This is a genomic window from Nocardia sp. NPDC088792 (genome assembly GCF_044750615.1).
Taxonomy (GTDB): domain Bacteria; phylum Actinomycetota; class Actinomycetes; order Mycobacteriales; family Mycobacteriaceae; genus Nocardia.
The window spans coordinates 889,856-902,239 of the sequence record NZ_JBIVKC010000004.1; the positions used below are offsets into that span (position 1 = coordinate 889,856).

Annotated in this window: 10 protein-coding genes; 6 read left to right on the top strand and 4 right to left on the bottom strand. The window is 67.0% G+C overall.

Annotated elements, in window-relative coordinates; genetic code table 11:
• Nucleotides 1–5 precede the first annotated feature (5 nt).
• The 3 genes from ACIP5Y_RS30890 to ACIP5Y_RS30900 are packed head-to-tail and all read left to right on the top strand — an operon-like array spanning nucleotide 6 to nucleotide 4,558.
• Nucleotides 6–1,403 carry a glucose-6-phosphate dehydrogenase gene (locus ACIP5Y_RS30890; RefSeq protein ID WP_400355375.1) on the top strand — a complete coding sequence of 466 codons (1,398 nt, stop codon included), beginning with the start codon at nucleotides 6–8 and terminating at the stop codon, nucleotides 1,401–1,403.
• Nucleotides 1,404–1,460: 57 nt separating this feature from the next.
• Nucleotides 1,461–2,201 carry a beta-phosphoglucomutase family hydrolase gene (locus ACIP5Y_RS30895; RefSeq protein WP_400355376.1) on the top strand — a complete coding sequence of 247 codons (741 nt, stop codon included), beginning with the start codon at nucleotides 1,461–1,463 and terminating at the stop codon, nucleotides 2,199–2,201.
• Complete coding sequence (locus ACIP5Y_RS30900) at nucleotides 2,198–4,558, top strand: glycoside hydrolase family 65 protein (protein ID WP_400355378.1); 2,361 nt, start codon at nucleotides 2,198–2,200, stop codon at nucleotides 4,556–4,558. Before ACIP5Y_RS30895 ends, ACIP5Y_RS30900 begins: the two co-directional genes overlap by 4 nt.
• A gap of 74 nt (nucleotides 4,559–4,632) precedes the next feature.
• Here the strand turns inward: ACIP5Y_RS30900 and ACIP5Y_RS30905 are convergent, their stop codons facing one another.
• A complete protein-coding gene (locus ACIP5Y_RS30905) occupies nucleotides 4,633–5,496 on the bottom strand; it encodes an NAD(P)-dependent oxidoreductase (RefSeq protein WP_400355379.1) in 864 nt (287 codons plus the stop codon).
• 105 nt (nucleotides 5,497–5,601) lie between these two features.
• Between ACIP5Y_RS30905 and ACIP5Y_RS30910 the strand changes: the two genes are divergently transcribed.
• Nucleotides 5,602–6,168 carry a CGNR zinc finger domain-containing protein gene (locus ACIP5Y_RS30910; protein WP_400355381.1) on the top strand — a complete coding sequence of 189 codons (567 nt, stop codon included), beginning with the start codon at nucleotides 5,602–5,604 and terminating at the stop codon, nucleotides 6,166–6,168.
• Between the two features lie 3 nt (nucleotides 6,169–6,171).
• Here the strand turns inward: ACIP5Y_RS30910 and ACIP5Y_RS30915 are convergent, their stop codons facing one another.
• Nucleotides 6,172–6,831 (bottom strand): hypothetical protein, encoded by a 660-nt coding sequence (locus ACIP5Y_RS30915; protein WP_400355383.1) that lies wholly within the window; start codon nucleotides 6,829–6,831, stop codon nucleotides 6,172–6,174.
• Nucleotides 6,832–6,967: 136 nt separating this feature from the next.
• On the opposite strand from ACIP5Y_RS30915, the gene ACIP5Y_RS30920 reads away from it, so the two are divergent.
• Nucleotides 6,968–8,176 carry an FAD-dependent oxidoreductase gene (locus ACIP5Y_RS30920; RefSeq protein ID WP_400355385.1) on the top strand — a complete coding sequence of 403 codons (1,209 nt, stop codon included), beginning with the start codon at nucleotides 6,968–6,970 and terminating at the stop codon, nucleotides 8,174–8,176.
• A 26-nt stretch (nucleotides 8,177–8,202) separates the two neighbouring features.
• On the opposite strand, the gene ACIP5Y_RS30925 is transcribed toward ACIP5Y_RS30920, so the two are convergent.
• Nucleotides 8,203–9,030: a helix-turn-helix domain-containing protein gene (locus tag ACIP5Y_RS30925; protein WP_400355386.1), complete on the bottom strand. Its 828-nt coding sequence runs from the start codon at nucleotides 9,028–9,030 to the stop codon at nucleotides 8,203–8,205.
• Nucleotides 9,031–9,235: 205 nt separating this feature from the next.
• On the opposite strand from ACIP5Y_RS30925, the gene ACIP5Y_RS30930 reads away from it, so the two are divergent.
• A complete protein-coding gene (locus ACIP5Y_RS30930; RefSeq protein ID WP_400355388.1) occupies nucleotides 9,236–10,057 on the top strand; it encodes an alpha/beta fold hydrolase in 822 nt (273 codons plus the stop codon).
• A gap of 86 nt (nucleotides 10,058–10,143) precedes the next feature.
• Here the strand turns inward: ACIP5Y_RS30930 and ACIP5Y_RS30935 are convergent, their stop codons facing one another.
• Entirely contained in the window at nucleotides 10,144–12,354 is a 2,211-nt protein-coding gene (locus tag ACIP5Y_RS30935) for a SulP family inorganic anion transporter (RefSeq protein WP_400355389.1), read from the bottom strand.
• Nucleotides 12,355–12,384: the final 30 nt, after the last annotated feature.

Here is a 12,384-nt window from a genome sequence, read left to right on the forward strand (position 1 = left end):
CGGATATGGCAACCGAGAGCAGCCCGACCACCGCGGACCTGCTGGTGATTTTCGGTATCACCGGAGACCTGGCTCGAAAAATGACATTCCGCTCCCTGTATCTGCTCGAGCGGCGCGGCCTGCTCGATTGCCGGATCATCGGCGTGGCCGGGCGGCCGCTGACCGACGCGGCGCTGGTGGAGACCGCCCGCACCTCGATCGAAGGGACCGGGGAGAAGATCGACGAGGAGATCTTCGACCGTTTCGCCGCCCGGCTGTCCTATCTGAACGGTGATGTACAGGGGCCTGGCCTGTATCAGAAGCTGGCCGAGCGGGCGGGCAAGTACCGGCAGGCCCTCTACTACCTGGAAATGCCGCCGTCGCTGTTCGGTCCGATCGTCGAGCAGCTCGCGGCGGCGAACCTGCTGGAGAACGCGCGGGTCGCGCTCGAGAAGCCCTTCGGCAATGATCTGCCCTCGGCCCAGGCCCTGAACACGCGGCTGCACAAGGTGATTGGGGAGGATCAGCTGCTGCGGGTCGATCACTTCCTGGGCAAGGAACCGGTCATCGAGCTGGAGTACGTGCGGTTCGCCAATCTGCTGCTCGCCCAGGTGTGGGACCGCGCGAGCGTGTCGTGCATCCAGATCACCATGGCCGAGAACTTCGGCGTCGAGGACCGCGGCAAGTTCTACGATCCGGTCGGCGCGCTGCGCGATGTGGTGCAGAACCATCTGCTGCAGGTGCTGGCGCTGGTCACGATGGAACCGCTGGCCGGTGGCGTCGGCGACGAACTGCGCGACAAGAAGGCCGAGGTGCTGCGCGCGATCCGGCCGGTCGATCCGAAGCATTGCGTGCGCGGCCAGTACAACGGCTACCTCGACGTGCCGGGCGTCGCCGCGGGCTCGGACACCGAATCCTTCGTCGCCATGCGGCTGGAGATCGACAACTGGCGCTGGTCGGGCGTGCCGGTCTTCCTGCGCGCCGGTAAGGCCCTGGCCGAGACCGTCACCGAGGTCCGGCTGATCCTGCACCGCACTCCACGATTGGCCTTCGCGGACGCACCCGCGCGGATCGCACCCAATCAGATCGTCATTCGCATCGACCCGAATCCGGGCCTGCGGTTGCAGATCGCGGCACACGATGAAAAGGGCTGGCGCAGCATCGATCTGGATACTCTGTTCCGCGACGATTTCGGCGCCCTGGCGACACCGTACGAGAAAGTGCTGGAGGCCGGGCTCACCGGGGACAGCCGGTTCTTCGCCCGCGAGGACGCCGTCGAGGAAACCTGGCGCATCGTGCAACCGCTGCTCGACGCGCCGCCGCCGGTCACCGGCTATGCGCGCGGTTCATGGGGGCCGAGCACCGCCGCCCTGACCGCGGGGTTCCACGGGTGGCAGGAACCCTGGCTGGACAGCAACGATTAGACCCGACGCGCCGCGGATGGGCTGTGTCCCTCCGCGCGCCGGAGTACCGTCGATTCGGTGTTGGGTCTCCCGGACAAAATTCGCGGCTGTCTGTTCGACCTCGATGGCGTGCTGACCCGGACGGCCACCGTCCACGCGGCCGCCTGGAAGGAGATGTTCGACGCCTTCCTGCGGCAGCGCGCCGAACAGACGCACACGCCCTTCGTGCCGTTCGACAAGGTCGCCGACTACGACACCTATGTCGACGGCAAACCCCGCGCCGATGGGACGCGATCGTTCCTGGAATCGCGCGGTATCGAACTGCCCGAGGGCACCGCGTCCGATACCCCGGACATGAATACCGTCGAGGGGCTCGGCTTGCGTAAGAACGACATCGTGTTGCGGATGATCCGCCAGGACGGTGTGGAGGCGTACGAGGGTTCGATGCGGTACGTCCGCGCGGTCCGCGATGCCGGGCTCGGCCGAGCCGTGGTCTCGTCGAGCACCAATTGCCAGGATGTGCTGGTAGCGGCCGGATTCGACGGTCTCTTCGACGCGCGCATCGACGGCATCGTCGCCCAGCAGCAGCATCTGCACGGGAAGCCCGCTCCCGACACCTATCTCGCCGGCGCCCGCGCGCTCGGCCTCGAACCGGCCGAATGCGCGGTATACGAGGATGCGCTCGCCGGAGTGGAGTCCGGCCGGGCCGGTGCTTTCGGCTTGGTCGTCGGCGTCGACCGGGTCGGGCAGGCCGATGCGCTGCGCGCGCACGGCGCCGATGTGGTCGTCACCGATCTCGCGGAATTGTTCGGCCGATGATCAAGCATCCGGGCTTCGTGGTCGAGCCGTGGTCCATTCGCGCGGAAACCACGGATCTCAGCGTGATCGCACAGGTCGAGTCCGTGTTCGCGTTGTCCAACGGCCATATCGGCTGGCGCGCGAACCTCGACGAGGGGGAACCCAACGGGCTGCCCGGCTCCTATCTGAACGGGGTCTGGGAATCCGCCGTCCTGCCCTATGCCGAGGGCGGTTACGGGTATCCGGAGTCCGGGCAGACGGTCATCGACGTCACCAACGGCAAGCTGATCCGGCTGCTCGTCGACGACGAGCCGTTCGACATCCGCTACGGCCAATTGCATTCCCACGGACGGGAACTCGATATGCGCGCGGGCGTGCTGCGCCGCCGCAGCGAATGGACCTCGCCGACCGGGCGCACCGTCCGGGTCACCTCGGAGCGGCTGGTATCGCTCACCCAGCGCGCGGTAGCCGCGATCTCCTACGAGGTCGAGGTGCTCGACGGCCCGGCCCGGGTGGTCCTGCAATCCGAACTGGTCGCCAATGAGCAGCTGCCCGATTCGGACGGTGATCCGCGCAGCGCCTCGCATCTGGACGCGTGCCTGGAGTCGGAAGCGCACTCCTGCCACGACAATTGGGCCGAACTGATCCACCGCACCACCGGCAGCGGCCTGCGGATCGGATGCGCCATGGATCATGTGCTGAGCGATCCGACCGTGAAGCAGGAAGTGGAAAGCTATCCGGATCTGGCCCGGGTCACCGTGACCGCGGATCTCGTTCCGGGACAACCGCTCCGGCTGGTCAAATTCGTCTCCTACGGCTGGTCGGCGACGCGGTCGCTGCCCGGTGTGCGCGCCCAGGTCGCCGCCGCGCTCTCCGCCGCGACCGAATCCGGCTGGGACGGCCTGGTCGCCGAGCAGCGCGCCTACCTGGACAATTTCTGGGATTGTGCCGATGTCGAGGTCGAGGGCGATGCCGAGATCCAGCAGGCCGTTCGCTTCGCGCTGTTCCATGTGCTGCAGGCCGGCGCCCGCGCCGAGGGCAAGGCGATTCCGGCGAAGGGGCTGACCGGGCCGGGTTACAACGGCCACACCTTTTGGGACAGTGAGACTTTCGTCCTGCCGGTCCTCACCTACACCGTGCCGGAGGCGGCGGCGCACGCCCTGCGCTGGCGGCACTCCACGCTCCCGGCGGCCCTGGAACGGGCGCGCCAGCTGGGGTTGCAGGGCGCGGCCTTCCCGTGGCGAACCATTGCGGGACAAGAGTGTTCGAGTTACTGGCCCGCCGGCACCGCGGCCTTCCACATCGGCGCGGACATCGCCGACGCCGTCGTCCGCTACATCCGCGTCACCGGTGACGAAAAGTTCGAGCGCACTTTCGGATTGGATCTGCTGGTGCACACCGCCCGCCTGTGGCGGTCGCTCGGCCACCATGACAGCGCGGGCCGGTTCCGCATCGACGGTGTCACCGGACCCGACGAATACAGCGCCGTGGCCGACAACAACGTCTACACCAATCTGATGGCGCAGCAGAATCTGCGCGCCGCCGCCGACACCGCCCACCTCTACCCCGAACGCGCCCGTGAACTGGGCGTCGACGAGGAGGAGATGGCCGGCTGGCGCGATGCGGCGGAGGCGATCTACATCCCCTACGACGACAAGATCGGCATCCACCCCCAGGCCGAAGGCTTCACCACACACCAGGATTGGGATTTCGAGCACACCCCGGCCGACAAATACCCACTGCTGCTGCATTTCCCGTATTTCGACCTGTACCGCAAGAAGGTCGTCAAACAGGCCGACCTGGTGATGGCCATGTACCTGCGCGGCGACGCCTTTACCAGCGCCGACAAGGCCCGCAACTTCGACTACTACGAGCGCATCACCGTGCGTGACTCGTCGCTGTCGGCCTGCATCCAATCGGTAATGGCCGCCGAAGTCGGCCATCTCGGCCTGGCGCACGACTATCTCGGCGAGGCCGCCCTGATGGATCTCGACGACCTCGAACACAACACCCGCGACGGCTTGCACATCGCCTCGCTCGCCGGCACCTGGATCGCCCTGATCGCCGGGCTCGGTGGCATGCGGCATCACGAGGACAAAACGATTTCCTTCGCACCCCGGCTGCCGGAAGACATCACCCGCCTCGCCTTCAAGGTCTCCATCCGCGGCCAGCGACTCTGCGTCGAAATCGACCACCAGCGCGCGAAGTATTCCCTCTCGAACGGCGAAGGCCTCGACATCCTCCACCACGGCCGATCCGCCCGCGTCACCACCGGTGAGCCAATCGAACTCCCGATCCCCCTCATCCCGGTACTACCCGCGCCGGCGCAACCCGCCGGCCGCGCACCCGCCCACCGCCACAGCGTCGGCACCAACTGACCCACGACCCGTCTCCTCAGGAACATTCATCGTCCAGGGCTTCCTCGGTGCGGAAGACCGCCGCGCAGCGGTGTTCACCGCGGCTGCTGCTCGGCGATCACGGCCCAGTCGTCCGTTGCGCGGCCGTCGGCGATCGCTTGGTCGAAAACGCCTGTGAGCAGTTCGCCGAACGGCAGGGAGACGGCTTGACCGGCTGCTGCCTCGAGGGCGAGGTGGAGGTCCTTGCGCCCGAGTGCTGTGGTGAACCCGGCCGGCTGGTATCTGCGCTGCGCGATCATCGATCCGTATCCGGAGTAGATGGGTCCGGGGAAGAGCGTCGAAGCCAGTAGCTCGACGAACTGAACCGGGTCGGCGCCGGCCGCGTCTGCGACGCTGACCGCTTCCCCGAGCGATTGGATCGCGCAGGCAATCAGGTAGTTGCCCAGGACCTTTGCGGTGTTGGCCTGCTCGGGTCGCTCGCCCAGGCGCCAGGTGCGCGATCCGATCGCATCGAAGAACGGCTGAACCCCGTCGATGAGCCCGGGCTCGCCCGCGGCGAGGATGTTCAGCGCACCGGCCTCGGCGACGCTGACCCGGCCGAACACCGGGGCGGCGACGTAGCCGATTCCGTGCTCGGCGTGCGCCTCCGCGGCCCGGCGGCACAGTCCGACGCTCACCGTAGCCACGTTGACGTGGATCGCCCCGGGTCGCGCCTGGCCCAGGACCCCGGAGTCCAGGAAAGTCTCCGCGAAGGCGGTGTCGTCGGATAAGACACTGAACACCACCGGGCACCGGAGGGCCTCCGCGACGGATGCGGCGCGGTGGGCGCCGGCCTGCGCGAGTTCTTCCGCGGGCCCTGCTGAACGGTTCCACACCACGGTCTCATGGCCTGCCCGCACCAGATTGCGCGCGATCGCCCGCCCCATCCCGCCGAGACCAATGACCGCAACCTCGCCCATCGCACAACCTCCACCATGTGAACCGTTTAAGACGGTTCACATTGTGACGCGAGTCGACGCTTATGTCGAACCGGTTAAGGTGGTTCAGATAGGTCCAGGTGTTACATGCGGAAGGGGGTGACCGTGGAGGCCCGTCGACTGTTCCGACTGGACAACGAAGTGCTCGCGTTCCGCTTCACCGCCACGATGAGCGACCGGGTCGGCGCGGCGCCCCTGGAGCGGCTCTCCGACCCCGGCCGGCTCGAGCTCTGGTTGCATGCCGCGGGGCTGCACGTACCCGACGTCTCGCCCACCGAGCTCCAGGATGCGCTGACCCTGCGAGAAGCGATCTACCGCGCCGGGCTGGCCGTCGCCGCCACCCAATGCCCCGACCCGGGTGACGCGGCGATCCTGAACGGGGTCGCGGCCGCAGGACGGCCGAGCCCCGGCCTCGACAACGGGCTCGCAGTCTGGCACCTCAGCGAGGAAGCGCCGGTAGCGGACGCACTCGGAGTGCTTGCTACCGACGCCATCCAAATACTCGGAGGCCCCGGCCGCAGCCGGATCAAAGCATGCGAAGGCCCCGGCTGCGCCGGCCTCTTCCTCGATACCAGTCGCGGCACAAACCGCCGCTGGTGCTCGATGAACACCTGCGGCAACAGGGTCAAGAAGGCCCGGCTCGCCGACAAATAGCGCCTACAGGGACTCCGGTGAGCCGGAGGCGAGTGCCCTGTCGATGCCCAGCGTGGCGATCAGATCTTCGTGTAGTTCGAACCAGACTCGATGGGCGGAATCGTGTGTGGTGCCGGTAACCATCTCGGGGTTGTCGGCGGCCAGGCAGAGGGCCGCGGCGAACCGGGTGTCGTAATCGGAGAACCGGGCGAGTCGTTCGGTGAGTTGAATCGTCAGGGGAACCAATTCGTCTGCGAGGCTTGCCAGTTCGGCGAGGATCCGGGAGTCGCGTTGTGCGTCTGCGTGGTCGTTGTCGTGCATGCTGCCGTCGGGAAGGATGGTCAGTTGCCAGGCGGTGCATGCCTGCACCAAACGTGCGTTGAGCGGGAGAAACATGCGATAGATGTCTTCCACCAATGCTTTTGCCCCGCATTCGGCGAGCTCCTCGGCGAGCAGCCGCTCGTTCTCCCCACGCCCGCTCGCGGTGAGTGACCACCCTGCGTCTGTTCCGAAACGGAAGCGGCTGATCCAACCGCACTCCCGGAAGTCGCGCACGTGCGACTCGGCGAGGCCGAGAGGCATTCGGTATCTGTCGGCCACCGCCCGCGTATCCACGAACCCGCCCAGGCGGATTGCGTGCAACGCGAGCAATGAACCGGTGACGATCGGTACCTCTGACGTCATTCCATCGCCCAGTGGCAGTTGCCGAACCATGGGTCAACTACTAGTTGACGATCGACTCAGAGTCAACTATTAGTTGACGATATGGCGATGGTTCGTGGATGGCTTTCGCCGACCGCACGTCGATCCAGGAGTCGCAATGGAAGCTTTCGAGGGCACTGCGCACCGGCAGGCGGAGACATCGGGCAGGCGGGCGGTGGTCGTCGGTGCCGGTATCGCCGGTTTGGCTGCCGCGTTGCGGCTGCATCGGCAAGGCTGGGGTGTCGTCGTGGTCGAACGCGCGCCGAGTCGTCGCAGTAGCGGTTACCTGGTGAACCTGCACGGGCCCGGGTACGCGGCCGCCGAGCGGCTGGGGCTGGTACCGGCGTTGGCTCCGCGTGATATCGGGTTCTTCACCTCGGTGCTCGTCCACGCGGACGGCCGGGAGAAGTTCAGGATTCCAGCCGCTGTCACCGAGGCTGCTGTCGGGAACCGGGCATTGAGCGTGTTCCGCGGCGACTTGGAGTCGGCACTGTACGACGCCGTGGCCGACTTCGCCGATATCCGTTTCGGCACCACCGTGCGGACCATCGCCCAGACCCCCGGCGAAGTCGTGGTCACCCTCGGTGACGACACGCAGCTGCGCAGCGGACTCCTCGTCGGCGCCGACGGCGTGCACTCCCGAGTCCGCGAGCTCGTATTCGGCGCCGAGCCAGAGTATTTCGCAGACCTGGGCCACATGGTCGGCGCATTTCCGCTGGCAACGGTTCCCGAGCACATATCCGAAGGCCTCGGCGCCACCTTAATCGGCCCCGGACGCACGGCCGCGGTGATGAACCTGGGACCGGACCGGTCCTCGGCGTTCTTCACCTACCGCTGCCCCGATCCTGGCGCCGAACTCGCTCTGGGCGCCGCACCCGCCCTCACCCGGGCGTTCGGGGATCTCGGAGGCGGTGTCGCCGACGCCCTCCACCAACTCGAGGCCGACCCCGCCACCGCCTACTTCGACTCGGTCGGCCAAATCGTGATGGACCGCTGGAGTCATGGCCGAGTCGTCCTACTCGGCGACGCAGCCTGGTGCGTAACGGTATTCGCCGGTTACGGTGCCGCCCTCGCCCTCGACGGCGCCGACCGGCTCGGCACCGCGTTGGCGGCACACGGCGACGACATTCCCGCCGCCCTCGAAGCCTGGGAGACGTCGTTGCGCCCCGAAGTACACAAACGACAAGCGCTGGCCCGCAAAGGAATCAGCCGATTCGCCCCATCGTCACGCACCCAGGTGTGGGCCGGCGAACTGATGCTCCGCGCCATCCAACTCCCCGGCATCCGCACCCTGGTCCGTCGCTCCATTCAACGCGCCAACAACTAGTCAGGCGCCGCGTACGAAAGACGGATTCACGTGGCCGGGAACATGGGCGCGGTCTCGAACCGGGTGGCGAAGTCGCGCATGAAGTCGGCGGTGTCCGCATCGGCGGGGAAGACCAGGTCCAGGGTGAGATCGGTGAAAGCCGGATTGGTGGCGGTGCCGAAGGTCAGCAGGGTGCTGTAGAAGCTCAGGGTGCGGTCGCCACGGCGGAGCTGTCCGGACAGCAATACACTGCCGAGCGCGTCGGGTGCCGTGTTGACGGGCGGGGCAGGGTACGACTCGCATTCGAGCAGTAGCGCCGCAATCCGGGGATCGGGCCGGGCGGACAGTTGCGCGCGCAGGTATTCGAGCATGGCGGCGCGGATCGGGGCCAGGTTCACCAGGTGGGTCGAGAGCCCTTCGGGGTGGAGCACCATTCGCGCTACGTTGCCGCCGGTGCCGTTGTCGCCGAGCAGATGCGGGGCCAGCCCTTCGGTGAAGACAGCGACAGCGGGATTGGCCCGGATGATATTCCGCATCGGGTCGGTGACCAATGCCGGAAATGGCATGTGACTATTCAGGATTCGATCGACGACTTGCCGGACCGCCGCCATTTCCGGGGCTTCCCAGACACTTTCGACATAGTCCGGGGCGTGTCCGGCGGAGATCAGCAGCGTATTGCGTTCCCGAGCAGGTACTTTCAGCTCCGCCGCCAGGCGCAATGTCATTACCCGGCTGGGCGTGGCGCGACCGTTCTCCAGGAAGCTGAGGTGGCGTGTGGATACGCCGGTGCCGCTGGCGAGTTCGAGTTGGCTGACGCCCTGGGCCCGCCGCCATGCCCGCAGCAGATCGCCGAACGAATTGGCGGCCCCTGGCATGCGTGCCCCCTACGGACTGGTTGCGATGTGGCCGCGTGACCGTACCCATCCCGGCATACCTGCCGCAACCGGCTTTGTGATCGACCGCACCGCGGATTCGAGGGTCACTCGCCTGCCAGGTTGATTTACCTCCGACGTAATCGTTTCGGGGCGGGGTGCTCATTAGAGTCGGACGCGAACCGCCGCCTATTTCTGGGGATTTCACATGCCATTCTTCGAAACACCTACCGACGGAACACTTCTGGCGTATGAGGATTATGGTTCGGGTGCGCCGATCGTTTTCGTCGCGAGCTGGGTGCTCAATGCCGATATGTGGGAATATCAGGTCCCGTTCTTCCTCGAGCGCGGCTTCCGTTGTGTCATGCCCGACCGCCGCGGGCACGGCCGTTCCGATCGGCCTTCCTCGGGTTACGACATCGATACTCGCACCGGCGATCTCGCTGCGCTTATCGAGCGGCTCGATCTTCGCGATGTCACGCTGGTCGCGCATTCGGCAGGCAGTGGAGAGGCCGCACGGTACCTGGCCCGGCACGGTGACGAGCGGGTCGCGCGAGTCGCGTTCCTGGCCGCGACGCTACCGTACCTGCGGCTCACCGACGACAACCCCGAAGGCTTGCCCGAGGCGATCAATGAGGCCGATATCGCCCAGCTCCGGACCGACCGGCCCCGCTGGTTCGCCGATCGCGCACAGGGCTACTTCGCCACCCATCTGGACAATAATGTCAGCCAGGCGATGATCGACAATGAGATTCGCCGCTGCCAGACGGCTTCCCCCTACGCCACCGTCGCACTGCGCCGGGAACTGTTCGACACCGACCATCGCGCCGATGTCGCCGCCATCGAGCTGCCGACCCTCATCGTTCACGGTAACGCCGATCAATCCGTTCCGATCGACGCGTCCAGCCGCCGCACCGCAGAACTGATCCCGCACAGCGTCTACAAGCAGTACCCAACCGCCGGACACGCCATATACGCCACGCACGCAGCGCAATTCAATGAGGACCTGCTCGATTTCATCAAGAGCTGAATCGCTCAGGTGGTCGGCGTCGTGGTGGAATGCGAAAAGCGCACGGCGGCCGGTGGTTACCGGCCGTCGTGCGCTTTTCTGCTGTGCTAGTGCAGTGCCTCCGCGAGGGCGGAGCGCCGGGCCTCCGAGATCTCGGAGATGCCGTCGGGGGTCACTTCCAGGACTCGGGCGGAGCCGATGTCGAAGAAGAGGCCGCTGACGGTGAGGCCGCGGTCGAGGATGGCCTGACGCACCACGGGGTGGAAGCGCAGGGTGTCCAGCTGGATTGCGACGTTGACCATGCTCAACTGGTCGGCGGCGCCGAATCCGGCTTCCGCGGCCGCCCGGGCGACCGGGTGGCCCTCCTGGAAGGCTTCCAGGCTGGGCCGGGCGTTGGCGAGCCAGTTGCCCAGGCTGGGTCCGGCGCTGCCGCCGGCGAGCAGGGCTTTCATTGCGCCGCAGGAGGAGTGGCCGCAGACGACGACGTGGTCGACCTCGAGGGCGTCGATGGCGAAGACCAGGGAGGCTTCCATCGAGGTGTCGCGGCCGTTGGCGGGCACCAGGTTTCCGACATTGCGGATGGTGAACAGGTCACCGGGACCACTGTTGGTGATGACGTTCGGCACGATGCGTGAGTCCGCGCAGGTGATGAACATGGAGTGCGGGTTCTGGCTGTCGCGCAGTTCGTCGAGGTGCGGGCGCACCACGTGGGCATTGCGGCGGTGGTATTCGGCGACGCCGGAGGTGACCGGGTTGTTGTTGCCGTCGCCGCGCCACGGGCTCAGCACATCGTCGAGCAGGGCGCCGGCCCGGCCGCGCTTGGGCGGGGCGGACCCGGCGTGTGCCATCTCGGCGGTGCCGAGTTCGACGAATTCGACGGTGCCGCCGGTGCTCTCGTGCTGCTTGGCCCAGTCCTGGATGGATTCGTAGGCGGCGTGGTCGAGGAAGTCCACGCTCATCTCGACCAGTACGTCGGCGCCGGTGGGCACCTTCGCCAGTTCCGAGGACAGCTTGGGCAGCGCCAGGAAGGTGGCGGTGCCTTCGACGCTCACCAGCCAGCGGTCGGTGCCCGCTACCGGAGTGGCCGAGACCGCGACGCGGACCACGCGCCACAGCAGCAGCGCGAAGGCCAGCAGCAGGCCGATGAGCACGCCTTCCAGCAGGTTCAGGAACACCACGCCGAGCACGGTCACGCCGTAGACCAGCAGGTCGCCGGTGCGGCGGGCGAGGCGGATGTGCGCGAGCTTCACCAGCTGGATGCCGATGACGATGAGCAGGCCGGCCAGGGCCGACTTCGGGATCTGCTGGACGAGTCCGGCCAGCGCGACCGAGAAGACCAGGATCCAGATGCCGTGCAGGAACGCCGAGGCGCGGGTCTTCGCTCCGGCTTCGACATTGGTGGCGCTGCGCACGATGACGCCGGTGACCGGCAAGCCGCCGATCAGGCCGGAGGTGGCGTTGGCGACGCCCTGCGCGACCAGTTCACGGTCGAAGTTCGTGCGCGGACCGGTCTGCATCTTGTCGACGGCGACCGCGGAGAGCAGGCTCTCGACGCTCGCGATGAGCGCGATGGTCAGGGCGGCCAGCATGACCGCGCCCCAGCCTCCGCTGGGAATCGAGGGCAGGCCGATGGCGTCGAAGATGGAGCCGCTCAGCTTGATTCGTTCCGGATCGCCGGGAATGACCATGGCCAGCACGGTGGCGACGACGATGGCGACCAGCGGGCCGGGCAGCATCCTGAGCTTGCCGGGCACGTACTTCCAGCTCAGCATGATGGCGATGACCACCAGGCCGACCAAGAAGTCGTCGCCGTGCAGGTGCAGGATCTCGCTGGGCAGTTCCGTGAGGTTCTTCCACGCGGTGCTGTGTGAGGAACCGCCGAGCAGTACGTGGATCTGCTGCAGCGCGATGGTGATGCCGATGCCGGCGAGCATGGCGTGCACCACGACGGGTGCGATGGCCAGCGCGGCGCGGGCGATGCGGCTGAGACCGAAGATGATCTGCAGGCCACCGGCGAGCACGGTGATGAAACAGGCTGTCTTCCAGCCGAATTGATTGATGGTCTCGGCGACCACCACGGTGAGGCCGGCGGCCGGGCCGCTGACCTGCATGGGGGACCCGCCGAGCAGGCCCACGACCACACCGCCGACGACGGCGGCGATGAGGCCGGCGGCGATGGGCGCGCCGGAGGCCACCGCAATGCCGAGTGACAACGGCAGTGCGACGAGGAATACGACAATGGAGGCGGGTAGGTCGTAACGCAGGTTCTCGAACTTGCCGAGCTGGCGACCTGGCGGTGAATCGGTGTCGACGGACATATCGCTCCTTCTCCGAGCGCTGCGGGCACC